This is a genomic window from Roseivirga sp. (assembly GCF_034669765.1).
Taxonomy (GTDB): Bacteria; Bacteroidota; Bacteroidia; order Cytophagales; family Cyclobacteriaceae; genus Roseivirga.
The window spans coordinates 141,800-167,121 of record NZ_JAXMOQ010000009.1 but is presented as its reverse complement, the minus strand read 5'-3'; the positions used below and the strand labels follow the sequence as shown (position 1 = coordinate 167,121).

At 40.7% G+C, this 25,322-nt stretch carries 25 protein-coding genes and 1 riboswitch; of the genes, 15 read left to right on the top strand and 10 right to left on the bottom strand.

The window, feature by feature from the left end:
• Positions 1-213: 213 nt before the first annotated feature.
• From VOI17_RS16795 to VOI17_RS16785, 3 genes are read right to left on the bottom strand one after another with little or no spacing between them, the layout of a single operon-like run.
• Positions 214-444, bottom strand: a complete 231-nt coding sequence (locus VOI17_RS16795) for a cytochrome b5 domain-containing protein (RefSeq protein WP_323758387.1) — start codon at positions 442-444, stop codon at positions 214-216.
• Positions 440-1,057 (bottom strand): hypothetical protein, encoded by a 618-nt coding sequence (locus tag VOI17_RS16790; RefSeq protein WP_323758384.1) that lies wholly within the window; start codon positions 1,055-1,057, stop codon positions 440-442. Before VOI17_RS16790 ends, VOI17_RS16795 begins: the two co-directional genes overlap by 5 nt.
• 1 nt (position 1,058) lies before the next feature.
• On the bottom strand, positions 1,059-1,769 hold the full coding sequence (locus tag VOI17_RS16785; RefSeq protein ID WP_323758383.1) for an RDD family protein: 711 nt from the start codon (positions 1,767-1,769) through the stop codon (positions 1,059-1,061).
• 44 nt (positions 1,770-1,813) lie between these two features.
• On the opposite strand from VOI17_RS16785, the gene VOI17_RS16780 reads away from it, so the two are divergent.
• From VOI17_RS16780 to VOI17_RS16750, 7 genes are read left to right on the top strand one after another with little or no spacing between them, the layout of a single operon-like run.
• Positions 1,814-2,791, top strand: coding sequence for a stage II sporulation protein M (locus VOI17_RS16780; RefSeq protein ID WP_323758382.1), 978 nt, complete (start codon positions 1,814-1,816; stop codon positions 2,789-2,791).
• Entirely contained in the window at positions 2,760-3,662 is a 903-nt protein-coding gene (locus VOI17_RS16775) for a hypothetical protein (RefSeq protein WP_323758381.1), read from the top strand. Before VOI17_RS16780 ends, VOI17_RS16775 begins: the two co-directional genes overlap by 32 nt.
• Positions 3,646-4,362 (top strand): DUF4129 domain-containing protein, encoded by a 717-nt coding sequence (locus VOI17_RS16770; protein ID WP_323758380.1) that lies wholly within the window; start codon positions 3,646-3,648, stop codon positions 4,360-4,362. The genes VOI17_RS16775 and VOI17_RS16770 overlap by 17 nt, the downstream gene beginning before the upstream one ends.
• On the top strand, positions 4,359-5,564 hold the full coding sequence (locus VOI17_RS16765; RefSeq protein ID WP_323758379.1) for a DUF4350 domain-containing protein: 1,206 nt from the start codon (positions 4,359-4,361) through the stop codon (positions 5,562-5,564). The genes VOI17_RS16770 and VOI17_RS16765 overlap by 4 nt, the downstream gene beginning before the upstream one ends.
• A 3-nt stretch (positions 5,565-5,567) precedes the next feature.
• Positions 5,568-6,545 carry a MoxR family ATPase gene (locus VOI17_RS16760; RefSeq protein ID WP_323758378.1) on the top strand — a complete coding sequence of 326 codons (978 nt, stop codon included), beginning with the start codon at positions 5,568-5,570 and terminating at the stop codon, positions 6,543-6,545.
• Positions 6,545-7,876, top strand: coding sequence for a DUF58 domain-containing protein (locus VOI17_RS16755; protein WP_323758377.1), 1,332 nt, complete (start codon positions 6,545-6,547; stop codon positions 7,874-7,876). Before VOI17_RS16760 ends, VOI17_RS16755 begins: the two co-directional genes overlap by 1 nt.
• A 7-nt stretch (positions 7,877-7,883) precedes the next feature.
• A complete protein-coding gene (locus VOI17_RS16750; protein ID WP_323758376.1) occupies positions 7,884-8,276 on the top strand; it encodes a hypothetical protein in 393 nt (130 codons plus the stop codon).
• A gap of 8 nt (positions 8,277-8,284) precedes the next feature.
• Here VOI17_RS16750 and VOI17_RS16745 read toward each other — a convergent pair whose 3' ends face one another.
• The 5 genes from VOI17_RS16745 to VOI17_RS16725 all read right to left on the bottom strand — a co-directional run bounded on the left by VOI17_RS16745 (position 8,285) and on the right by VOI17_RS16725 (position 14,866).
• On the bottom strand, positions 8,285-9,466 hold the full coding sequence (locus tag VOI17_RS16745; protein ID WP_323758375.1) for a histidinol-phosphatase: 1,182 nt from the start codon (positions 9,464-9,466) through the stop codon (positions 8,285-8,287).
• Between the two features lie 371 nt (positions 9,467-9,837).
• Complete coding sequence (locus tag VOI17_RS16740; RefSeq protein ID WP_323758374.1) at positions 9,838-10,974, bottom strand: formimidoylglutamase; 1,137 nt, start codon at positions 10,972-10,974, stop codon at positions 9,838-9,840.
• Between the two features lie 130 nt (positions 10,975-11,104).
• Positions 11,105-12,409 (bottom strand): NADH:ubiquinone reductase (Na(+)-transporting) subunit F, encoded by a 1,305-nt coding sequence (nqrF, locus tag VOI17_RS16735; RefSeq protein ID WP_323758373.1) that lies wholly within the window; start codon positions 12,407-12,409, stop codon positions 11,105-11,107.
• Between the two features lie 131 nt (positions 12,410-12,540).
• A complete protein-coding gene (locus tag VOI17_RS16730) occupies positions 12,541-13,815 on the bottom strand; it encodes a homoserine dehydrogenase (protein ID WP_323758372.1) in 1,275 nt (424 codons plus the stop codon).
• The gene (locus VOI17_RS16725) at positions 13,802-14,866 is read right to left on the bottom strand and encodes an alpha/beta fold hydrolase (RefSeq protein WP_323758371.1); all 1,065 of its coding nucleotides are present in this window, start codon (positions 14,864-14,866) and stop codon (positions 13,802-13,804) included. The genes VOI17_RS16730 and VOI17_RS16725 overlap by 14 nt, the downstream gene beginning before the upstream one ends.
• Before the next feature lie 164 nt (positions 14,867-15,030).
• Positions 15,031-15,149: riboswitch (SAM riboswitch) on the bottom strand.
• A 225-nt stretch (positions 15,150-15,374) separates the two neighbouring features.
• Between VOI17_RS16725 and VOI17_RS16720 the strand changes: the two genes are divergently transcribed.
• Genes VOI17_RS16720 through VOI17_RS16710 form a run of 3 tightly spaced genes read left to right on the top strand, consistent with a single transcriptional unit; the run spans position 15,375 to position 18,455 of the window.
• A complete protein-coding gene (locus VOI17_RS16720) occupies positions 15,375-16,274 on the top strand; it encodes a LysR substrate-binding domain-containing protein (RefSeq protein ID WP_323758370.1) in 900 nt (299 codons plus the stop codon).
• Between the two features lie 44 nt (positions 16,275-16,318).
• Positions 16,319-17,512: a threonine synthase gene (locus VOI17_RS16715; protein ID WP_323758369.1), complete on the top strand. Its 1,194-nt coding sequence runs from the start codon at positions 16,319-16,321 to the stop codon at positions 17,510-17,512.
• Between the two features lie 22 nt (positions 17,513-17,534).
• Positions 17,535-18,455, top strand: coding sequence for a YeiH family protein (locus VOI17_RS16710; protein ID WP_323758368.1), 921 nt, complete (start codon positions 17,535-17,537; stop codon positions 18,453-18,455).
• Positions 18,456-18,607: 152 nt separating this feature from the next.
• Here the strand turns inward: VOI17_RS16710 and VOI17_RS16705 are convergent, their stop codons facing one another.
• A complete protein-coding gene (locus VOI17_RS16705; RefSeq protein ID WP_323758367.1) occupies positions 18,608-19,594 on the bottom strand; it encodes a radical SAM protein in 987 nt (328 codons plus the stop codon).
• Between the two features lie 230 nt (positions 19,595-19,824).
• On the opposite strand from VOI17_RS16705, the gene VOI17_RS16700 reads away from it, so the two are divergent.
• Positions 19,825-20,043 (top strand): PLDc N-terminal domain-containing protein, encoded by a 219-nt coding sequence (locus VOI17_RS16700; protein ID WP_323758366.1) that lies wholly within the window; start codon positions 19,825-19,827, stop codon positions 20,041-20,043.
• A gap of 134 nt (positions 20,044-20,177) precedes the next feature.
• Here the strand turns inward: VOI17_RS16700 and accD are convergent, their stop codons facing one another.
• A complete protein-coding gene (gene accD / locus VOI17_RS16695) occupies positions 20,178-21,020 on the bottom strand; it encodes an acetyl-CoA carboxylase, carboxyltransferase subunit beta (protein WP_323758365.1) in 843 nt (280 codons plus the stop codon).
• 197 nt (positions 21,021-21,217) lie between these two features.
• Here accD and VOI17_RS16690 point away from each other — a divergent pair, with 197 nt between their 5' ends.
• From VOI17_RS16690 to VOI17_RS16675, 4 genes are all read left to right on the top strand, one after another.
• Positions 21,218-21,793 carry a TetR/AcrR family transcriptional regulator gene (locus VOI17_RS16690; RefSeq protein ID WP_323758364.1) on the top strand — a complete coding sequence of 192 codons (576 nt, stop codon included), beginning with the start codon at positions 21,218-21,220 and terminating at the stop codon, positions 21,791-21,793.
• Positions 21,794-21,805: 12 nt separating this feature from the next.
• Positions 21,806-22,885, top strand: a complete 1,080-nt coding sequence (locus tag VOI17_RS16685; RefSeq protein WP_323758363.1) for a ketoacyl-ACP synthase III — start codon at positions 21,806-21,808, stop codon at positions 22,883-22,885.
• A 317-nt stretch (positions 22,886-23,202) separates the two neighbouring features.
• The gene (locus VOI17_RS16680) at positions 23,203-23,880 is read left to right on the top strand and encodes a type II CAAX endopeptidase family protein (RefSeq protein WP_323758362.1); all 678 of its coding nucleotides are present in this window, start codon (positions 23,203-23,205) and stop codon (positions 23,878-23,880) included.
• Positions 23,881-23,923: 43 nt separating this feature from the next.
• Positions 23,924-25,126: a 6-bladed beta-propeller gene (locus VOI17_RS16675; protein WP_323758361.1), complete on the top strand. Its 1,203-nt coding sequence runs from the start codon at positions 23,924-23,926 to the stop codon at positions 25,124-25,126.
• The last annotated feature ends 196 nt before the right edge of the window (positions 25,127-25,322 follow it).

Below are 25,322 nucleotides of genomic sequence, written 5' to 3'. Positions count from 1 at the left end.
CTTTGAGCTATTCATGACCGTGTTATTTAAATTGTTGTTTTGTTTTTTTCTATTCGACATACTACTCTTTATCCAATGCACGTGCCATTAAAATTAACTAATTGAAAATTAGATAGTTGTATAGAAAATGTGTTCGTATTCGTAAATAATGTGTACTGAAAACGTACATCTTTCGGTCACTTTCAGCACAGTATTTGGATGAATCGAACAGAATTAGGAAACGAGGATTCCTATGACAGCGAATTTTTCAAATACCTTTTCGGTATGTGGGGCATCTGGAAGCTCATGGGTTAAATCTTGACCAGCCCAATGTTCGTAGTGCATGCCTTTACTCCAAAGCTTTGAAGTGGTTACATCATAGATTCGCCCTTGATAGGCCACCCATATTTCGGGTCGATCTTGGCCATTTCTTAGTGCAAGCTGCGAACGGGTATAGTTTTTAATTTCCATAGCCCATTTGGTTCATAAAGTTTTGAATATCTTCCTTGGAGGTGTAGAAAGCAAACTCTAGCATTTGCGGGCCAAGCCCATGGTCCATGGCAATTTTGTCAGCCGTTTTCTCAAACTTGATTCGGTATTTGTCCGAAGAAACATAGTGCAACAGCCCGAACAGAGTGCCAAAATACCCTCTTTCTTCATATTGAATAAAATGCGCCATTTCGTGCCCTAGTGCGGCCACTTGTTTGTTAAGCGATAGTCTTTCCATAAAGGAGTTTTCCTTAATAATGATTTTATACACCTTAGCTCTGGCGGGTGTAACTACATTGAGAGGAGAAAAGCTCGCCTCGACAGGAGCGCCCTTTACTTTTCTTATAATCACTTTAACCTTACGGTTTTGCAGAAAAGGATAATGACTTATGGCCAATAGTGTAGCTAATTCCATCTGTCCACTGTTCTTGTAGCTTATTTTTTCACCGTAAGCCAGTCTAAGTGAATCGAGCAAAGGAGTATACTCTGCCTCTAAATAGTTTTTTGGGTATCTCGATTCGGTTTGGGATAACGAAACCGTATTGAATAAGAAGGAGATCGCCAGTATATAAAAAGCAGTTTTTAGCATTCTACCTTGTCATATAATAAGTGTGATCCCTAAGCAGCGTATACATGAATTTCACAGTGGGCATATCGCTTTGTATGTTGTATTTCTCTTTGAGTTTTGCTTCAATAAGCAGAAGAGGTCTTTCTTTAGCACCTTCTCTAAAGGCAGATAAGGCATCTTTAATCAAATGGATTTCATTGTCAGCTAGCTGTGCCGCTTCGGGGATTTTGGGTACATAGTTTTCATCTACAGTTTCCATGATTACTTTATTCCTGACATTGGTAGCCGTAATTTTCTTCATTTTCACGACAGTAGTTCCTGCTAAAAGGTCACCAACACGCTGCCCGTTTTTGGTTAAAATGATGAACACTACCCCGAGTCCCATAATAAAGAAATCAATGGGTTCCATAAGCCATCTTAGGAAATAGGCACCAAATGAAGGAACGCTTCCGTCTAATTTGACCACTTTGATATGCAATGCCCTTTTACCTACGGTTTGGCCGTTGAAAAACACTTCTGATACAAGCCTATACAAATAAGCAACAATGCTGAGCATTACATTCATCGCCACAGTCATCGATATACCAGAGGCGCCTAATATTATATTGGTGATAAAGATAAAGCTGAGGATGATTACCGCATCTATAACAAAAGCTAATATTCTATCGCCAATACCGGCTAGCGGGTACTCTAATTGAATGTTTTGTGAGGTTTGAATGCTTACCGCTTGCATAAGAACTATTATTGAATAATTTTTGACTTAAATACGAATCAAAGATGAGGGAATCCGCTTTCGTGAAGGCAAATATAAGTAAATGGGAAGAGTTCGAAAGGCAAATTTCCTCCAAAGCCAGAAAAGACCCTGACGGGCTTGCGAGTTTGTTTATTCAGCTGACGGACGATCTGGCCTACGCTAAAACGCATTACCCGAAAAGTGACATCACTGTTTACTTGAATAATCTTTCTACGAAAGTTCACCAATACATCTATAAAAATAAGAAACAGAGTTCGGGTCGTTTTGTGAGGTTTTGGCAAGTAGAATTACCTGAAATATTCTGGGTTCACCGCAAAGCCTTTGGTTATTCATTGATCATCTTCTTGCTTTCAAGTATTATTGGAGCGTTTTCCGCAGCACAGGACGATACTTTTGTAAGGCTTATATTGGGTGATAACTATGTGAATAGAACCTTGGTGAACATTGAAAGCGGCCAACCCCTTGGTATTTATGCTTCTATGGCCCAAACAGATATGTTTTTTGCCATTACCTTCAATAACATAAGAGTGTCATTTATGGCCTTTGCCGCAGGTATCGTAGCATCACTCGGCACAGGCTTTATGCTTTTTAAGAACGGAGTGATGTTGGGGTCTTTCCAATACTTCTTTTACCAAAAAGGGCTTTTACTGACTTCGGTACTTACCATTTGGATTCATGGAACCATAGAAATCATCTCCATAGTAATGGCAGGAGGAGCAGGGCTCATTATGGGCAACTCCATGTTGTTTCCAGGTACTTATTCCCGACTTGAATCTTTGAAAAAAGGAGCCTTAACAGGAGCGAAAGTAGTTTTGGGTTTGATTCCAATGTTTATTATAGCGGGTTTTCTGGAGTCGTTTGTGACTCGTTTATTCGGAATGCCAAACACATTAAAAGCAGCGATCATTTTAGGATCCTTGGCTTTTATGGTTTATTACATAATTATTTACCCTCGAAAATTGTTTAAAAATGGCGTATATACCGCAAATAGAGTTTTATAAAAAACGCCAGTTTGGAGACAAACTGAACATGACGTTCGTTTTCCTTCGGGAAAACGCATGGCCTTACCTCAGAGCTCAATTGCTTATTTCTGGCCCAATCCTTTTGATCTCGAATATTCTGATGAGCCAGCTTTCTCTAGGAATGTTCAGCTTTGGAGAAGGAGGGTTTACTCCTGATATGATCATAAATATGTTCAGCCTTTATGGTTTGGTGTTGATTTCGGCAGTGGTCACATCGGCAGTTTTGCCTGCAGTCGCTTATGGCTATATGAAGGCATATCAGCATAAAGCTCCTTCTGACATACGTATTCCAGATGTAACCAAAAATTTACTCTCTAGAATATTCAATTTATTGGTATTTAATGTGCTAACTGCGATTGTGGTGGTTATTGGCATGTTCTTATTTTTCATTCCTGGAGTTTATTTAATGATTGTTTTGTCACTGGGCTCTGCTATCATAGTGTTTGAAGACAATAACCCCATCGATGCTTTCGGAAGGGCCTTTAAACTAATTAAAGATAAATGGTGGAGTACTTTAGGTTTATTGTTTGTAACTGCGATTATTGGCTATGTAATCAATGCGCTGTTTAGTCTGCCGAGGACCCTTTTGGTTTTTGGTGATGTATTTACTTCCGTACAAGAGTCTGGTGATTTTAGTGGAGTGGATGACTCTAATTTTGGAAGCAACCCAATGAGTATTCTCTTTTCAGTTCTCGAAACTTTTGGTGCCGTTCTTACTTATTCCATCAGCTTTTTGGCCTTGGCTTTTCAGTATTTTAATTTGGTGGAAAGAAGAGAGTCTAGAGGCTTGATGTCTAGAATTGAGCAAATGGATGATACTGGAACAACAGAGGATGAAGAGACATATTAATCTGCTTTTAGTATTTATAACACTGCAATTTACTTTGGCGGGTTCCACTGCTTTAGCTGCTTTCCCAATGCAATCTCCGCAAACGGAGATAAGGAGTTTTGATGCCCGGAAGCTAGAGGAATATAGAAGTGACAAGCGTTTTCAATATGAGGTATATAAGGCCAAGCCGAAAGGCTTTCTAGAACGGCTTTGGGCCAGAATTGTAGGCTGGTTTAATAGCTTGTTTGGTTCGGCTATTACCAGTGGCGTGTTAGAAATCCTCTTTTATGTGCTGCTCATTGCCGCTTTCGTGTTCTTTATCATCAAACTCACGGGCATTCAGCCCACAACCCTTTTTAAGAAAGCTAAATCTGAAGCAAAGCCTTATCAGGTGGATGAAGAAGCCCTGAATGACATTGATTTTGAAAGTGAAATTCAGCAAGCCATTAATCAGTCACAATGGAGAATCGCAGTGCGATTAACTTACCTCTATGCCTTAAAAAGAATTTCAGACGCCAACCTGATTGCCATTCGAAAGGGTAAAACCAACCACGAATACCTATATGAGTTATCAGGCCACAGCATAGAGCAAGATTTCGCTAGTCTCAGCTTCCTTTTTGATTATACCTGGTATGGTCATTTTGAAGCCAACGAAACAATGGTGACTAAGGCCAAAACGCATTTAGAGCGTATAGGAACTTTAAAGTCTTCAAAGAAATGAAAGACAAAAAATACCTGATATTCTTTATTGCCATTATTACCATTTATGTGGTGTATGAAATGCAGAAGCCTAATCCAGAGGATTGGACACCCACATACCATTACCGCGATAGGATTCCTTTTGGCACCTTCGCAACCCACGGTTTACTCAAAGATCTTTTCGATCAACAAGAGGCACCTTCTAGCTTTAAAACCATTTATGAATTGGTGGAGCAAGAGGAAATCGAGGATAACCTTTTAATTTTATCCAGCGGATTGATGTTGGATGAAAATGACTTCTCTTCACTTTTAACCCATGTTGAAAAGGGGCATACGGTTTTCTTAGCAGCACAAGACTTTTCGAGTCGTCTTGAAGACAGTTTGCATTTCGAAACGTATTTGGAGCAACGATTGAATCCTGCCGACTTTACTCAAGTAATAAATGAGCTGGCAGCAGAGACTAAAACAAACGTGCGATTTTCCCTGCCAAATGGAAATGAAGAGACTTTTGTTTTCCCTAGTTTAGCCACGGTAGCTTATTTTTCTAAAGTAGAAAGCGACAGTATTACCGAAATGGCTTGGCGCGAAGATGGTAAGCCAGTTCTGCTTAAATACAACGGTGGTCAAGGTGATCTATACTTGAGTACTATGCCACTGGCTTTCACAAATTACTTTGTGCTGCAAGAAGAAACCTCGGTTTTTACGTCTTCCTTATTAAGCCTTTTCCCAAAAGATGAGCCGCTATTGCATGTGGAGTACTATCAATTGGGCAAACTGGAATCTCAGTCTGAAATTCGAGCGCTATTAAGTTACCCAGCTCTAAGGTGGGCCATTTACATTCTTTTAGCCTCGATGCTTATCTTCATTTTGTTTGAATCGAAAAGAAGACAGCGAATCATTGCGGTGATTCCTCCAGTGAAAAATGCAACGCTTGAATTTGTAAATACACTGGGGCAACTTTATCACCAACAGAAGAACCATAAGAACTTGGCGCGAAAAAGAATTCTGTTCTGGAAGGACTTTGTACGAAGTCATTACACGCTAAGAACGGATAAATTGGATGAGCCTTTTAAGCTAGAACTCACAAGAAAATCTGGCACTGAAAAGACTACCGTATTCGCTTTGGTAGAACTGGTTGAGCGAGTGGAGGCAAATAATATGATCGAAGAAGGTGAACTTCTGCTGATGGAAAAATTAATGAACGAATTTTACGGAATAGCATAGCATATGGAAAATCAAGATACATTCGAAAACAGGGTCGACCTGACAAAACTAAAAGCAGGTGTAGCACAAATCCGAGAGGAGATTGGTAAAGTAATAGTAGGCCAGAAGAAAATGGTCGATTTAATCCTGACCGCCATACTTGCAGATGGTCATATTCTATTAGAAGGTGTACCAGGAGTAGCAAAAACATTGGCTTCTAAACTGGTAGCGAAAAGTATTGATGTAGATTTTTCTCGGGTTCAGTTTACGCCCGACCTTATGCCATCGGATGTGCTCGGCACTTCAATTTTCAATGTGAAAACTTCGGAGTTCGAATTTAGGAAAGGGCCTATCTTCTCAAATATTGTGCTCATTGATGAAATCAACCGAGCGCCTGCAAAAACCCAAGCAGCGCTTTTCGAGGTGATGGAAGAACGTCAGGTTACCATAGACGGAACTACGCATAAAATGGAAGCACCATACATTGTTTTGGCTACCCAAAACCCAATTGAGCAAGAAGGAACTTACCGATTGCCAGAAGCGCAGCTCGATCGTTTTTTATTCAAAATTGAAATCGGTTATCCGTCAGTAGAGGATGAAACCGAAATTCTAACCCGTCATGCAGCCAGAAAAGGCGGCCAAATGGATGAGATTTCTAAAGTGCTTAACGCCCAAGATATTGCTGCCTATCGTGCTACTTTGACAGAGATAGTCGTAGACGAGAAACTCCTCAGGTACATTGCTGAAATTGTAACCCAAACGCGTCACGACCACGCTATTTACTTAGGCGCTTCTCCTCGTGCTTCTTTGGCTTTGCTGAACGGAGCGAGGGCTTTTGCGGCCATTCAAGGACGTGATTTCGTCACCCCAGAGGATATTAAATTCTTGGCCTCACCTGTGCTCACCCATAGAATTATTCTTACCCCTGAAAAGGAAATGGAAGGCGTTACAGCCGAGGAAGTAATCAATCAGCTGGTTGCCAAAACTGAAGTGCCGCGTTAATGAATTACATCAAGTCTTTCTATCTCACCAATCGTTTTTTTGCCGTTGCAGGGGCTTTGGTGTTTTTGTTTATGGTCGGTTTTGCGGTTCCCGCAGTAGCCGCTATTGCAGAAACGTTGTTCTATCTGGCCTTGATCCTGCTATTGCTCGATACCCTGCTTTTGTATAAGCAAAAAAGCCCTTTGGTGGCGGAAAGAATCTTGGCCGATAAGTTTTCTAATGGAGATGAAAACGCTGTTCAAATCATTCTAGAGCACCGATTTCAACAACAAGTTTTTATTCAGGTTTTTGATGAATTGCCTGTGCAATTTCAAATCAGAAACCAGCAATTTGACCTGACTTTAAAGCCCGGAGAGGTCAAGAATATCAACTATTCGCTTCGCCCCGTAAAGCGTGGAGAATATGAGTTTGGCATCATTAACGCTTTTGTATTTACTAAGCTCGGCATTGTAAAGAGGAGGTTTCAACTGGGGCAGCCCAAAGCAGTCTCCGTATATCCTTCTTTCATTCAAATGCGGAAGTACGAGCTACTTGCCATTTCGAACCAACTGCAGCAGAGCGGAATTAAGAAAATCAGGCGCATTGGGAATAACATGGAATTTGAGCAAATCAAAAACTATGTGGCTGGTGATGATTACCGAAAAATCAATTGGAAAGCGTCTGCCAGAAGGTCGGAATTGATGATTAATCAATTTCAAGAGGAGCGCTCGCAGCAAGTGTATTCGGTAATTGATAAAGGCCGAATGATGCAGATGCCATTTGAAGGCATGAGCTTACTAGATTATGCGATTAATGCCAGTTTGGTAATTTCCAACATCGCCCTGAAAAAAGGAGATAAGGCTGGTTTAGTTACCTTTCAGCATAAAGTGAATTCAGTTTTGCCTGCTTCTTCGAGAAATATGCAGCTGAATTTAATTTTGGAGCATCTCTATAAGCAGAAAACAGCCTATAAAGAAAGTGACTTTTCGCAGCTTTATATTTCCTTAAAACGAAAGGTGACGCAGAGAAGCTTGATTCTGCTGTACACTAATTTTGTTTCGCTTTCTTCCTTGCAAAGGCAATTGCTTTACCTCAGAAAAATCAATCAGCAGCATTTATTGGTGTGCATTTTCTTTGAGAACACGGAAGTGAAGGAGCTTATTGAAACCAAGGCGGATTCTTTGGAAGGGGTGTATACTAAGGGAATTGCTGAGCAACTGGCCTATGAAAAGAAGCTGATTATGAAAGAGCTTCAGGCCCACGGAATTCATACCATATTAACGCCTCCAAAAGAATTGAGTGTTAACACCATAAACAAGTACCTTGAACTGAAATCGAGAGGATTGATCTGATATGGAAATGAGAAAGTACAGAACTGCAATGATTTTGGTGATTGGCATTTTAGTGGCCATTATGTTATATCAGTCCTTTAGTCAGCCTTCTGTTTCTGATCTAAAAGGTGGTTTTACGGAAGTGGATTTTTACCGTAACGAAAACAATACGGGGCCGGTGGTTCGAGTGTATGTCGTCACTGTTGCTGATGTTGAAAATGCTGAAATGGAAGCTTATGGTAATTTTATGCTTCACACCAAATTCGGTAATACTAAAGTCTACTTCTTCCCCGAAGGCAGTCCAACGCCAACAAATGTAAGTGTAGGCGATGTCAACTTCTCAGCAGAGTTTAATGGCTCCTACATCGCCAAATACGAGAAGAACGCATCGGGATTAGTGGTTTTCGAAAAGAAAAACTAGTCTTATAATTAATGTGAAATCGGCTGTGTCCAAGCCATTTCATAATCCCCTTCTTGGAAAGGATTTTCTTTTATTTTTGAAGAACGGATTCTCGCCCTTACAAAAAGCATGTCTTTGGATAATTCAAAAGAAGCTTCGGTGCCATTCACGGTTTCGAACACTTCGCTTTTATCGCTTCCTTTTCTTACTCCAATAAACTCGATGGTATAGCTCACACCAACTTCTGCCTTAACTTCCAATTCGATTTCATTTTCCTCTTGCTCTAGAGAAGCCAAGGTCACTCCAGTTGAAGCATAGAAATTTCCGCTCTCCATGGTTTCAATAATAGATTTAGCGTCAAGTGATTTGCTGTTTACCATTAACCAACCACGTCCGCTATTGCTGTACTGTCCACCAAACAAATGATAATTATGACTGTCGTCTGTGGCAATTCCATACATCATGGGCTGATTTCTATTTAAATAAGCAATGTTGATTTGATCCCACATTTCCTCCATGCTCATTCTGGCCGAATCTCCATAATTGTGTACTTGTGGGTGACCGTTAAAGACTTCGAAGAAACGCTCTCCACGTAGTGATTTCATATCTTCTACGGTAACTGCCCAACCAAAATTGGGGTGATTAATGTGAGGCATAATAGGTTGGCCTGTGGCTTCTCTTTGCTCCAACACTGCATCAATATTATTCTGCATTGTTTCGGCTACACTATTTCCATGCCTCGGCTGAATGAGTTCTTGAACATTGGTAGCATTCATATGCAATGGTTTTCCGTCATAGCCATCAGTAATTTCTTGGGCCGTAATAATGGAGAACTTTCCTGCTTCTTCAAACAACGGGCGGTACTCTGATTCAGTTTTTAGCTTTACGCTAATGCCCGCGCTGTCCTCTTTATATTCCACCCAATCTTCTCCGTATTTCTTCAAGTAATCTTCAAAAGCTTGTTGATAAATCATGCTTTTCGGAATCTTTTTCCACTTTTCGGTTCTGGCAATAATGTTATGCTCCGAAAGTGCAATAAACTGATAGTCGTGGCTTTTGTACCAGTCCAAAACCATTTCAGGAAATCCATCGCCATCGCTCCAGTAGGTGTGGGTGTGCAAGTTTCCTTTTAGCCAATTGGCTTCTTCTTTTTGCTCGCAACTGAGAATACTAAGAAATAAAAATATTCCGATGATATGTCTGATATTCATGGCTTTAGTGGCTTGATTTCTATTGAAAATTAAGCATTTATGTTTTAAGTCACTAAACCCTTAGATCATCAAATCGTGAATTCTTGAATATCAGGAGTCAGTATAAGTATTTAACTCAGCGTGATATATGAGTTTATAGAGTGATCCAATTTTTAAAAAACAAAACAAACCGTTACTATATAAATACTGAATAATTATAAAAAGGGGTAGGGTATTCACTCTTTAATGCGTAGTACATCCAAACAACATCTTGAAACTACAAGTTGAACAATGTAGAAAAATACTATTTTTATTTTAATGACCCAGCAAAAAGCTCTTTCACAGACGGTGTAAAGAGCTTTTTCATTTTTATCTCTGGTGTTTTGAGTCCCTTATATCAATTTGGCTTGCGCCCTAATCCATCGTTCAGGTAATTCCCCATGTGTAGCATTGGTGTAGTCTTTATAGCTACAAGGAAGGTAAGCTTTCTGGCTGTGCTTGTTGCCGAAAGTAACCAACATCCACCACTTATCGGTCGACTTACTTTTATAGAAAACTAACGTATCATCTGTGCCTTCTTGCGAAACCACATAGCGTGTATATTCACTGGACTCGAATTTTCCACTGTCTTTACGGTTGTAAAAACCTTCTACAAAGTACCAGAGCATGGTTGCAATTATGGTAGCAGTTTTGCCATGTTGATCGTCTAAGCTTGGGCTAAAACCAGAAATGCTCATAGAGCTTAATTTCTCGTTCATTCCCGCATACCAACAAAGGCGGCAAGCTTCTTCGCCTGTTAATCCGAAAGGCTGGGTATTTGGATTCGCAGGAGCATCGGCACTACGAATGGCGGTGATATCGAAAGTCATCATGTTGGCCATGCGTACGAGAGGTTCAGCTTCTTGGAAGTTTTCACGCAACTCGCCCAATCGCATGGCTTCGAAATAGAGTTTGTCTAATACGCCCAAATGATCTTGCCCCACCAAATAGCTCTGATGCGCCAAATGATTATATGAGAACAGGTAATTTGGTGTGTAGGTCAATATCTTATCTAAGAAAGTAGCATTCTCATCACCTTTTGGCTCAAGGTCTAAAGTGGCGTCTACATTCAATAGTGTGATTAGTTCTGGTAATGATTCATAGGCCTGAAACTGTCCAAAACTAAGGTCATGCGATCCGCCAATAATAAGAGGAAGAATTTTATGTCGGAGCAAGAACTCACAAACCTCTCTCAGTCTATCGTTGGTGTCTTCAAGGCTTTCTCCACTTTTTAGATTGCCTAAGTCTGCAATTCTATAATTTCCAGCTCCTTTCTTTAGTTTAAAAAATTTGGCCCTTATTTTATCAACGCCATCACTTTCCCCTTCTGCTTCCCCTGTGCCTCGATTGTCTGTCAAGCCTACAAGGGCAATATCACACTTAGTAATATCAAAATTGTCGCTGCCCGAAGATTGAACAGAACGCCCTACACTATTGGCTGGCAATTCTTCAGAAATATCTACGGGACTAAAAAAGAGTTTGAGGTTCATTTAAATGTGGCCTAGTTCAGAAAAAATAAAGATAGTTGATTTTAGTCTATTCGGGAAAGTGGAATGAAAATGTTAGGGCATAAAAAAAACCGCTGATTGAGCGGTTTCTATATTTTAGCCTTGGGGTTATTTAACCTCCAAAGTCATCAAATGCCACGTTTTCAGGAGGAACACCCCAGTCATCGCACATTTTGATTACCGCTGCGTTCATCATTGGAGGTCCACAGAAGTAAAACTCGATATCTTCAGGAGAATCATGTTTGCTCAAGTATTGGTCAATCACCGCTTGGTGAACGAAACCTACAAAGCCATCGCCTTCTTTATCGTTTACATCTTTTTTTGCTACCCAATTGTCTTCTGGCATTGGCTCAGAAAGCACAAGGTAGAAACTGAAGTTCGGGAATTCCTTTTCAATTTTTTGGAAATCTTCTAGATAGAAAAGCTCTCTTTTAGAACGTCCACCGTACCAGTAAGATACTTTTCTTCCCGTTTTCAAAGTGTGGAAAAGGTGGAATAAATGAGATCTCATTGGTGCCATACCTGCTCCACCACCCACATAAAGCATTTCTGCATCTGTAGGCTTAATGAAGAATTCACCGTAAGGACCTGAAATGGTTACTTTATCACCAGGGTTTCTAGTAAATACATAAGAAGAACAAATACCAGGGTTAACATCCATCCATTTGTTGTTTGCTCTGTCCCAAGGAGGGGTAGCAATACGAATGTTCAACATGATAATGTTTCCTTCTGCAGGGTGGTTGGCCATTGAGTAGGCACGGAAGATTTCTTCTTCGTTCACCATTTTCAAATCCCACAGTTGGAATTTATCCCAATCCCCTTTGAATTTATCTGCTCCTTCTGGGTCGCTTGGATGCGGCTCGATATTGATCGTTTTGAAATCACAAACTACCGGTGGAACGTCTACCTGAATATAACCACCCGCTTCAAATTCTAAGTGCTCGCCTTCAGGCAATCTCACCACAAATTCTTTAATAAATGAGGCTACGTTATAGTTTGAAACCACTTCACATTCCCATTTCTTAATACCGAAGATCTCTTCAGGTATTTGAATACGCATGTCGTTTTTAACCTTTACTTGGCAAGAAAGACGTACGCCTTCTTTCTGCTCAGCACGGTTAAGGTGACCCACTTCGGTTGGAAGTACATCGCCTCCTCCTTCGTTCACGGTACATTTACACATGGCACAAGTACCTCCACCACCGCATGCCGATGGAAGAAATATTTTCTGGCCAGAAAGGGTATTCAAAAGCGTACTTCCTGCGGAAGTAATAATAGGGTTCGCCTCATCACCGTTAACGATGATTTTAACGTCTCCCGACTGAACTAACTTGGACTGTGCATAAAGCAAAATCAGTACGAGCAATAAAATTACAGCCGAAAAAGCGACTACTGAAGTGATAATTACTGAAGACATTTAACAATCTCTTTTAAATCAACAATTGGTTAGGCCGTAAATCGACCTCCCATAAGGGCTACAAATATATCCACTTAAGATTAAAATGGAGAAGGATTCAGTAAAAAAACCGTGCATTTAAAAGATACTGCTTAAACGCTGATTTTTTCTCTCAATTTTTGACCCTTTCTCAATTCTAAAATCTCGGTTTCCAGTGTGCTAAGGTCTAATTCTTCCGAAATTTCGGTTTCATTGTCGAACTGTATTACAGAGATTTTGGAGTTATAAACCCATTTAGATTGAAGTAGTTTTGAAAGTTTGATTTTACCGATCACATAACTTCTATCGAAGCAGAAGAATTTTTCGGAAACGGCCTCGAACTCATTGAGGTCAATATGCTCCGGTTTTTCGAAGCTTACATAGACAGTTACAGCGTTTTCGCTACTGAAATGAACCTTGCCCTGATTGTAGTGCTTTTTGTATTCGTATTTGTAATCATAACTCAAAGCGGAAATGTCAGAAAGTACGGCCGCGCCAGTAGGTAAACTGCCTGCTCCTTTTCCTATAAATAACTGATCGTCACAGAATTCACCGTTCAGTGTTACCGCGTTGAACTCGTTATTTACATTTCTAAGGTTATGGTTTTCCTTTATAAACTGAGGTAAAACACAAGCGAATACTTCATCGTTTTTTCGCGAAGCTTGAGCAATCAGCTTAATTCTATAACCGTGCTTTCGCGCAAACTCTAAATCACTTGGCTGTAAATGATCAATGCCCAAATTAGCAATCTTCTCTGGCGATACATTGATACCGAAAGCATGCGTGAGTAATATGCTCAGCTTAAATTTTGGGTCGAAGCCCTTTACATCCAAGGTAGGATCGCTCTCGGCAAAGCCCTTTTCTTTGGCCTCTTCCAAAGCTTGAACGTAATCTAAACGTTCGTCAAAAATTTTGGTCAGTATGTAATTCGTAGAACCATTAAATATGCCTTTGATTTCATTCAGTGGTTCATGCCCAAAGTATTCTTCCAAAGTTCTGATGATCGGAATACTGCCACAAACCGCACCTTCGTACAAAATTCCCTTTCCAGTTTTCTCTTGTAAATCAATGAGGTATTCGAGGTTTTCAGCCACCATTTTTTTGTTGGCCGTTACCACAGACTTGCCGTTTTTCAAGGCAGTCGTTACAATTTCGAGTGCAGCTTCCGCATTGTCAATCAGTTCAACAATGACATCAATCGAAGGGTCGTTTAGAATTTCTTCCTTGTTATAAGTGAAAATCCCCTCTGGAAGGCTTCGTGTTTTATGGCGGTCTTTTACGCAAATCTTCACGATCTCACCTTCAAAGTTTTTCGAATTGTTAATGGTTTGATAGAGGCCTTGTCCTACACAGCCAAAGCCGAAAAGGCCTATTTTAATTGCTCTCATTACTTAAAAATGGTTTTAGGATTTCAGTTATTTTTTGAGTTTCGATTAAGAAGCCGTCATGGCCATAATCGGATTGAATGATTTTGAATGTTGAATTCGGTAAATGCTCCGCAATAGTTTGCTGGTCTTCTATTGGGAAAAGAATATCACCTTCAATACCAATGATTAAGGTTTTTGCTTTTATAGAGGACAATGCTTTTTGAATGCCCCCTCTTCCGCGCCCCACATTGTGCGTGTCCATGGCTTTCCCCAAAACATAATAGCTGTGTGCATCAAAACGATGGCTTAGCTTTAACCCTTGGTAACGCTGATAACTCTCAGCTTTATAATTGTCGAGCGCTTCGTTGTCGTCTTTCTGGCTTTGGTTGAAAGTGCCAGGAGTACGATATGAAAGTAAAGCCATTGCTCTAGCGGCTTCCATTCCTTTCTTTCCTCCGTTGGCGGAATTGGAATAAAATGACTGATCGGCTTCGATGGCCATGCGTTGTGCCGCCCGAATGGCTTTGCCCCAAGGGCTGCTTTGTGCCGAAGTAGCGATTACAAATAGCCGGTCGAAAACAGGCTCTTCAATGGCCCATTCCAGAATTTGTTGACCACCCGTAGATCCTCCCATGCCTAAGGCAATGCGCTCAATTCCTAATTCTTCCCTGAGCATAATATGTGCTTTTACCTGATCACGGATGGTGATATTAGGGAATTTGGAAAGGTATCTTTCTCCTGTTTTTGGGTCGAAGTCTCTAGGGCCTGTGGTGCCAGAGCAAGCGCCTAAAATATTCGCACAGACAATAAAATATTCTTCAGGGTTAATCAAGTAATTATACCCAATCAAACCGGGCCACCACTGCGTTGGATCTGCATTTGCAGTTAAGGCATGGCAAATCCAAACGACATTGCTTTTGTCTGAATTAAGCTCGCCAAAGGTTTGGTAGGCAATCTGAATGTCATTGAGAATCTCGCCAGATTCCAGACGGAATTCGCCTGAATGACGATAATAGTGTAACGAATCGTTCACTTTTATAGAGTTTTTAGTAAATGGAAATATTGTAGTCATGACTTAAGAATTTTGGATGTAGAACAGCAGGAAGGAATTCTGAAGGATTCAGAATTAGGCTGTAATCAAACAACAAATTGAGACATGAAGAATTGACCCTGGCGAGGGTATGGTATTGAGCGGACGCTTGTCCACAAAGGGTAAATAGGTTTGCATAACTGTCAAATTTATATTCTCCCGAATGCCTACTTGGCAAACACTGGGATTAGGAATTAGCACCTTTCCTCTGCGGATGGTTGCTAGCGCTTCATAGAGCCTATCTCTCCACGCTTCTGTATAAATCGATTCTTGAAACTCGGCTGATGCCAAATCAAAAATTCTCGACTTGTGACTGCAAACGTACAAGCCGTTTTATGAATTTCAAAATAGATCATGAAAAAAATAATCTGATAGTACAATTTCAATTGAAAAAATATCTCTTTCTGTGGTATTATGATAGGTCAAAATATCAAATTTAAGGAGGGAATGTTTCGTGCCTTCTTTCTCTCAATCCCGTATATTGCGGCCTATGTTATCCATTTCGTACGAAGTTTTTTATACCGTGGCCAGTCACTTAAGCTTTTCTAAGGCTGCGGAAATTCTTTGTATCTCACAGCCTGCTGTAAGCAAACAGATAAAAAAATTGGAAGGAGAAATGGAAGTGCCTCTTTTTCAGCGCAAGGGGAATGCTGTGTTTTTAACGCCTCAGGGTGAAAAAATGCTGAGCTATTTACGCGAAGCCAAGCATATCCAGAAACGAATGGAATCGGATATGGACATCATCAAAAGTCAACTGACAGCCAAAGGCGAACTGAGAATAGGCGCCAGTACCACGCTTTCATTGTATGTGTTGCCCAAGGTGCTTTCTTCGTTTCGAAAAAAATGGCCGTTGGTGAAAATCACTTTGGTCAATCGGAATACGGAGAATATACTAAAGGCACTGACCAATGAAGAAATTGATTTGGCAGTGGTGGAAGATAAACATGAAGCCAGCGGACTTCATTATGATTTTTTTATGGCGGATAAAATCATTCCGATTTGTTCCACACATAGCCCATATGCAGGGCGTGAAATTTCGATGAAAGAACTAAAGGAAATTCCTTTGGCGCTGCGCGAAGTGGGTTCAGGCACATTATCCGCTTGGTCCAGAAAAATGACGCAATTGAATATTAAGTCATCTGACTTGAATATAAAAGTACGATTGGGAGGTACAGAAGTACTTAAGAATTTTTTGGTGGAAGACACCGCTGTAGGTTTTCTTTCCCCTTTGGCGATAAAACGCGAAGTGGCTTTGGGCTTACTTACCGAGGTAAATATTTCTGGTTTGGCGGTAGAACGAAGTTTCAACTTTGTGACAAGAACAGGTGAAACCATGACGGATGTAACCAAAGCTTTTATCAAAGAAGCGAAACGTATGTATAACCTGTAGTTATAGTAGGTTACTTTTAATCATTTGATTGGTTATGGTGAGCGATGCATTTTTGCATCATGAACTTCACCAAAACACAAACATCGCTCGCCAGTCATTTGGAATGCTCCAAATGTAAAAAATCATACTCACTTCATGAATTGCAGACTTTTGCTACTTGCTGCAATAAGCCATTAGTCGTGCAGTATCATGCCACCGAGTCCTTAGATACTTCTGACCTTAAGGACAGAAAATCAACCATGTGGCGCTATCGAGAAATGTTGCCAGTTTTGGATGACGCCAACATTGTTTCACTTGGCGAGGGCATGACTCCCATATTGCCACTCAAGCGATTGGCCGCTCAATTAGAGTTGAATGATCTTCAAATGAAAGATGAATCACTCAATCCAACAGGTTCTTTCAAGGCGCGAGGTTTGAGTATGGCGGTTTCAAAAGCCAAAGAGTTTGGAGTCGAGCATTGTGTCGTTCCAACTGCCGGAAATGCGGGAGGAGCGATGGCTGCCTATTGCGCTTCAGCAGGAATAAAAGCCACGGTGATTATGCCGAGCCATACACCCAAAATATTCCAAGAGGAATGTCAGTATTTCGGAGCCGAGCTGATTTTAGTGAAAGGTTTGATCAATCAATGTGGGGCTTTGTCGGCTAAAATCGAGAAGGAGCAAGGTGCTTTCAATATTTCCACCTTAAAAGAACCTTACCGGCTTGAAGGAAAGAAAACCATGGGCTATGAAATTGCCGAACAAATGAATTGGCAATTGCCGGATGTGATATTGTATCCTACTGGTGGAGGCACAGGCCTTCTCGGGATCTGGAAAGCTTTCCATGAAATGATAGACCTAGGCTGGTTAAGTGCTGATACGAAATTACCGAGAATGATTGTGGTGCAGGCCGCCAATTGTTCTCCTGTCGTTGATTCCTTGAATGGAATTAGCAAAGATATTTCTGCTTATACAGAGTCTTTGGCCAACGGTTTGGCTGTTCCTGTGGCTTTTGGTCAGGATATGATTCATCGTGTGGTGAGGGAGTCGGGTGGTACTTCAGTGACCGTTTCGGAACAAGAGATGATTGATGGTGTCAAGGAAATGGCGAAACAAGAAGGGGTGCTGGTTGCGCCTGAAGGAGCAGCGCTTTGGAAAGCCATCCCGAAACTTATCGCTAGTGGAGAAATTTCTCGTTCCGAAAAAATACTGATGATCAATACGGGCAGTGGTTACAAGTACTTAGAGAACTTGAACTAAGCTTTCTTCTCAAACCCTTGTTATGTTGACTTTTAAACGAAGCCTATTTTTAGGCCTGGCTACCTCATGCTTTTTGCCTGCTATCAATGCTCCCATAGCATTAACCATGGGGCTTGTGTTTAGAAATTTCGTTGGCGATGTTGGCTTTCCACAAGTGCCGAAAATCACCAAACGTTTGCTTCAAGTTGCCGTAGTGATGCTGGGTTTTTGCATCGAAATTGATAAGGCAATTGCTGCTGGTTCAGAAGGGTTTACACTGACCTCACTTTCAGTGTTTGCTGTGCTTGGCCTCGGCTTTTTACTGACCAAACGATTTCATTTAGATCGTAAATTGTCCTTTTTGATTTCTTCAGGTACCGCCATTTGTGGAGGGAGCGCCATTGCTTCAATGGCACCTGTGATTAATGCTTCTACGCGAGAAATTTCTTCCGCTTTGGCCGTGGTTTTTGTACTGAATGCCGTGGCCGTTTTTATTTTCCCTAGCCTCGGGGCTTTTATGCACATGACACAACATCAATTCGGGCTATGGTGTGCAGTAGCTATCCACGATACCAGTTCGGTAGTGGGTGCTGCTTCAGTATATGGCAAAGAAGCGCTAGAGTTGGCAACGACCGCCAAATTGGTTAGGGTGCTATGGATTATACCGCTGATGCTTGGTATGGCGATTTTCAACAAAGATAAAAAGGAGTTTAAATTCCCCTGGTTTGTAGTTTTCTTCATTGTGGCCATGGGTTTTTCAGCTTTCTTTCCTTTGTCTAAGGTATTGTCAGTACATGTTTTCGATTTCTCAAAATCACTCATGTCGCTCGTACTCTTTTTAATGGGAACGAGTTTGACCCTCAAGGAATTTAAAACAGTGGGCTATAAGCCTTTGGTGTATGGCATTGCACTTTGGGTATTTGTGGGTGTAGCTTCAGCCGCTTTGATCTTGGCTTTTTATTAAAAACTAAGTAAGCCTAAAAATAACCTCCAATCTAATTGTATGCACACTGCTTTTCATCCTGACTCCGAAGCTTCGGAGGAAGGACCTAGAAATGGAATCATGAATCGAGAAATTTAGACACTCCGTGCCTCAGGAAAAGAAATGAGATTAAATTAATGCAATCGAAAGAGATGCTTCCAAGTACCTTTAATTCGATTGTATTTGAGTGTGCTGGGAAGTGCTTTCCACCAATACTTATTCATTTCAACTGCAAAACTGGGCTGCATATAACAGTTAATCGCGCAACCTTCACAAGCATCGTAACGGCCTTCCATAGTAATAGCAGCTTGCACTTTTTCTGACTGATAAAGATTGAACAAGTCATTTTCAATCGGGATGGTTTCTATGCCCAAATGATAACATGGCATTACCAACTCGTTTTGAGGGGAAATTACAATTGTGGTTGAACCTGCTTTGCAAACTGGCTTGTCGATGTGATTGCCACCGTCACGCCTGAGCTGGATAAAGCCTTCGTTCAGGTATACATTTTTACGTTTGGCCCATTGACCTAGAAGGTCTAAGGTTGAAGAAGAAAGCGAAGGCCCCGTTTCGACTTCGTTATATTCAAAAACAGGGTTGAGAATGAGGACAAGGTTATTGGGGAGCGTAATCTCTTGATAGACCTTTTCGATTTCATCAATGTTTTCTTCAAACACCGTCATCAGAATATCCGGTCTTTCTCCCAAGCTTTTGGCCAGCTGAATGGACTCCATTACTGTATCGAAACAGGCTACACCACGAGCGGTGTCATGTTTTTCTTTGCTGGCGTAATCGAGTGAGAAATGTAGCATGTCCACCAAACCTTTGAGCGATTCTGCTCGCTTAGGGTAGAGCAAACCATTGGTGGTTACAGTGGTAATCAGGCCAAAGGATTTTGCCAGTTTTAGAAGTTCGGGTAATTCACGGTGGAGCAGAGGTTCGCCTCCCGTAAAATCGACCACCTTAACGCCTAATTTTTTGAGGTCGCTGAAATTGCGTTCGGCATCTTCAAGGGTGATGTAAGGCGATGGTTTCTCCCAAATATCACAAAAGCTACAAGTCGCATTGCAGCGATAGGTAACGTAGTAATTGCAAAGTATGGGATGGGAGATTAACCGCATGGGTTAAAAATAGCTTTAATGAACAGTAACAAAAAACGAGTTTTTGATTTAGATGGATAGTTGGTCAAGGCTGCTTCTCATTCGCCATAAGTTGTTTTTTATAACTGAAAATAGAAGGTGTATTTCTGATCTTTATTCTCAGACGCCCAATATGTTGCACTACTAATGAGTTTTTTTGTTTTTATAATGCTTATTTTTATGATTAATCTTAAGAAAAATAAATTTAAGATATGAATTTATATCCCCCTTATATCGTACCGCTAATAACCGTATTGGTAATTGTTATTCTAGCTGTCACTATCGTGTCGATTATGCGCCAGCCAATTGGTTTTGGTAATAAGCTTCTTTGGATCTTGATTGCCGTTTTCCTTCCATTACTTGGGAGTGCGGCTTATTTTGTCAGCTATCTGTTGCCCAACGGAATAAAGGGGAGGTCTGAGTCTCGCTAGTCTGAAATATTATTTACTTAATAAATAATGAGCCCTATGAAAATTCAAATTTCATAGGGTTCAAATTTTTTGGGTTTAATATTTAGGCTCTATTGTTAGTTAAAAACCCACTAACGGCTTTAAGAAATATGCCTTCAATTATTCAACATACTTAACAAAGTAGTCAATTGTTTTTTCAAATCTCTACGATCTACAATGAAATCCAAGAAACCATGATCGAGTACAAATTCGGCACTCTGGAAACCTTTTGGTAAATCTTTACCTACCGTATCGCGGATAATTCGTGGCCCTGCGAAACCGATTAATGAACCTGGTTCTGCAATATTGAAGTCGCCCAACATGGCGTAAGATGCACTTACTCCTCCTGTAGTAGGATCGGTCAATAATGAAATGTAGGGGATGTTTGCTTCGGCAAGCCTAGCTAGTTTGGCAGAAGTTTTTGCCATTTGCATCAGCGAATAACCTGCTTCCATCATTCGCGCGCCACCTGATTTCGAAATCATCAAGAAGGGCATTTTGTTGGCCAAGGCGAAGTCGATTGCACGAGCAATTTTTTCGCCCACAACAGAACCCATAGAACCACCAATAAAGGCAAAGTCCATGCACGAAACCACAATGTCAATCCCGTTCATTTTGCCATGAGCTGAACGAACAGCATCTGTCAATTGGGTTTTGGCTTGTGTTTCTACAATCCTTTTCGGATAAGGCTTGCTGTCCACAAATTTAAGCGGATCGCCAGAAGTTAATTTGGCGTCCATCTCAGTGAATTTATTATTGTCGAAAATTATTTCGAAGTATTCTTTAGAACCGATGCGCACATGAAAACCATCTTCTGGACTTACATATGCGTTATTTTTAAGCTCGCGGGTATGAACAATCTTCCCGTTAGGGGTTTTGAACCATAAACCGTCTGGTGCATCTTTCTTCTGTTCTGTAGGGGTAGTAATCCCTTTAACTTTTCTCTCAAACCAAGACATATGCGTTCTTTTTAAGCTTGAATTTTATAAATAAATAGGGAACAAAAATAGGTCAAAACTGTGGTAGCCCAAAGCCTAATCGTGAGAACCTATCAGAAAACCTCTGTGTGCTGAAGGAAAAGCAAAAAAGTCATTGCTTTTTTATTCATTTCTCTTTTCCTTCGTATCGCGGAATGAACGTTCATTCCGCATGACAAATGTTTGAGAATAAGCTCGATAAACGTTCGCTAATACTTGGTACTACTCTGAATTTGATTTCGGAGCAGGGTTTTCATGGTACTCCGATTTCTATTATTGCACAACGTGCAGGAGTTGGAGCGGGCACCATATACCGCTACTTCCAGAATAAGGAGGAGCTGATCAACGAGCTTTTCAAAGAGATAAAGCGTGACATTATTCGGGCCATGCTCAATAACTATAGTGACGAAGGTGATTTTAAGGCTCGGTTCATGCACCTATGGAAAAACATGGTGCATTACTTTATGAAGCACCCAAAGGAATTTAATTTTATTGAACAGCACAGATACGCACCATACATGAGCAACCTCACTAGGGAAGAATCTTTTATGATTCTCTCGCCCGTGATGATGTTCTTTATTGAATCAAAGCGTGCTAAAGCGATGAAGGATTTGCCTTTGTATACGATCATTGCGCTTCTATATGGGCCAATTGTGTCTTTGCTCAAACAACATATTGATAACAATCAAAATCTTTCAGACGACAGGATAGATCAGGCTGCAGAAGCCTGTTGGGATGCCGTGAAACACAATTAACAAAAGTGAGTTATGCACGATTGCAAAGTAATTATTAACGGAGTGGGGAGTTGTATTCCCGAAAGAATCGTAAGGAATGAAGACTTTCTGAATGCCAAGTTCTACCAAGAAAACGGAGAGAAATTTGAAGCTGATAATGCTGAAATCATTCGAAAGTTTGAAGGGATTACTGGGATAAAAGCTAGGCGCTATGCCAATGACGATCAGAAAGCCTCTGACTTGGCTACGATTGCTGCTAAAAACGCTTTGGCCAATAGTACAATTGATGCCGAGGAGCTTGACTATATTATAGTAGCCCACAATTTTGGCGATATGGAAGTGGGTACACAGCGCACAGACATGATGCCTAGCTTGGCCTCACGTGTAAAGCACAACCTCAATATTCAGAACCCTGCTACTTCTTGTTACGATGTGATTTTTGGTTGCCCAGGTTGGTTACAGTCGAGTATTCAGGCTTACCAAATGATTAAAATGGGCGATGCCAAAAACGTTTTGGTGATTGGTACTGAAACGATTAGTAGAATAGTTGATGTGCACGATCGTGACTCAATGATTTTCGCGGATGGTGCAGGTGCTACTATTTTTCAAGGCGTGTCGGACGACACCAATGGAGGTGTGCTTTCACAAAGCTCTAGAACGGATGCTACGGTCGAACTGAGTTACTTAGAAATGGGCGCTTCTTTCCATCCAGAAAAGCAGAATGGCAAACGCTTTATCAAGATGAAAGGCCGTAAGATTTACGAGTATGCACTAGTGAACGTAGCCGAAGCCATCAAAACTGCCATGGACAAAGCAGGGGTGGAGTTGAAAGACGTAGATAAAATTTTGATCCACCAAGCCAATGAAAAAATGGATGAGGCCATTTTAAAGAAGCTTTTCAAAATCTGTGGACAAGAAAAACCTATGGCCGAGTTTATGCCCATGACCATCCAAGATTTGGGGAACAGCTCTGTAGCGACCATACCTACCATGTTGGATTTAATTCAGCGAAACAAATTGGAAGGACATAAAATCAACTCAGGAGATATTTTGGTGTTTGCCTCAGTAGGAGCAGGAATGCACATTAATGCGATGGTGTATAAGGTGCCTTAAGGCCTTTACTGACATAAATAATTACCCCACTGGTCGTAGCGTTTCGCTGCGACCAAAAATGTTAAAGTCTTAGCGAGACGCTAAGACTAGAGAGCCTTTATTGACATAAAAAATTAATAAATGGGTTCAGCAATGGACCCATTTTAATTTCATCAGTTTGTAGATATTCGCTTAACTGGTTGTAGCGTCTCGCTGCGACCGATGGTAAGTTCATAATCAGTTATTATAGTGGCGAGTTTCAGTATGGCCATTCATTTATGTAGTTGCTTTACAGTCATTTTTTATTCAGTTAAGAATGTCTTAGACTTGTAGCAGCTATGCTTGGCATTCTTATTATTCTTCTTGCATCCTGGTTAATACTCTTTCTTTTTGAAAAGAAGAGTCTGTTGGTTTTAGGCTTTACACCAGTAGCCAAAAGGCTCAAACAGTTTGGCTTAGGCTTTTTGGTTTCCGCGGCCATTTGTGCTAGTGTTACCCTTGCGCTGGCAGCATTAAAGTCCGAAACTTGGCTTCTTAATGATCAATTCAATTTTACGTTGTTACTCGATTCAGTTTGGTACGATCTCAAGTCCGTATTCACTGAAGAACTGATTTATCGAGGTGCTCTACTTTATCTCCTGATCAAGAAACTAGGCAGCAAGAAAGGGGTGTTGATTTCTGCCATTGCTTTTGGCATCTACCATTGGTTTTCGTTTGGCGCATTTGGGAATGTGGTGCCCATGATTTACGTATTTCTACTGACCGGACTAATGGGCTTGGTTTGGGCCTATGCTTTTGCCAAAACAGAATCTATTATGCTTCCTTTTGGCCTTCATCTTGGCTGGAATGTGATCAGCAACGGACTGTTTTCTAAAGGCCCTTTGGGTGAAATAGCCTTGGTTTCAACTGGCGGAATTGAACCAGAAGGAGCAATCATGATTTTGGGCCTGGTGATTTCTGTATTTGTGCCGCCTTTGGTTACCTGGGTATTTATTAAGTATCTTAAGAAGGAATAGTCTTAAAATGCGTTAGTCTTAAGTAAACCTTTAGCAACCACCCATGAAACCACTTTTTTATTCCTTCCTAATATTTCTTTTTCTTTCTGCCTGTACTAGTAATCCTTCAACTACTGAAACCCAAACAGATGGCGGCATAGAAATTATTGATGTTGCTAATGCCGAACGTTATGACGGCACTTTGGATGCTTTAATTGAAGATATCTATTTCGTTCAACTTGAAGCCAGTGAAGAGGCACTTTTCTCAGAAGCATCTAAAGTGCTCTTTGCTAAAGACGAAATATTGGTTTTGGATAAAAGAAATAATAAAGTGCTGGCTTTTGATGAAGAAGGAAATTTCCTTTTTAAGATTTTCCAAAAAGGAAATGGGCCTGGTGAGTATAAGGAAATATTCAGTATGGCCTATGTTGGAGACAATAACCAAATAATTCTTGCGGCTCCAGGTAAGTTTCTATGGTTCGATATGCAAGGGGATTTCATAAGGGAAGTGAAATCAACCTTGCCTCCAATTTATATTAGTGATATGGCCTATGTGGGCAACTCTCAATTCGCAATTTATCCAGATTTGCATGGTGGTGTTTCCGATGATGCTACTGCTATGAGGTCATTCATACTCGACAGTCAAGCAAATGTTATAGCATCTTACCAGCCTTTTAATAAAGCCGTTAGGACAGAAAACTCAACAGGCATGTATAGTCATTTTAGTGCTTCTAAAACACCTTTGGCGGTTGGTGTGTACTCTCATAACGTTTGGAAGTTTGAGTCAGGCGAAGCCGAAATCGCATATCGTTTCGATTTTGGAGTCGATGCTATGCCCGAAGATTTTATTGATACTTACATTACGGATCCATCTCTTACTTCTCAAAGGGTTCGAGAGATTATCGCAGAAAAGGATTATTGGGCAATTTATGGAGGCGCGCTGCAAGAAACGGATCAGAGTATTTTCTTTTTATGTTCCAATAGAAAAGAGTATCAGCCAGCATTATATGATATGCAAACCAAAAAAGTGATGACCTTCAGTTCTGCCATTAAGAATGATCGAGGAGATAAAGGCTACCTTAGCTTTTTCGCTTCGCACGATGGATATTTTGTTACAAGCTATAACTCTCAACTTTTATCTGGATTACTGGATATGGATAAGTTGACAGCGCAGCAAAAGAAAATGGTTGAATCAATAGGCAAGGAAGAAATCCCTTTGCTTTGGTTTGTGAAGTTTAAAAAGGTAAACGAAATAGAGATGGATTAATAGATTCCATTTACGCTCATTTGATTTTACGTAGGTCGAATTTTGTCGCATTTGGGATGATGTTTTGAGTGGTTGCCCAGTGGCTGGCCTGCTTATTTGTGGGTATGTGGTTTCAGCGAGACGTTAAGACGGATTGGAATTGCTATACGCACCATTTCTCTGAGAACCTCCACAAAAACTTCCTTATAGCGATGAG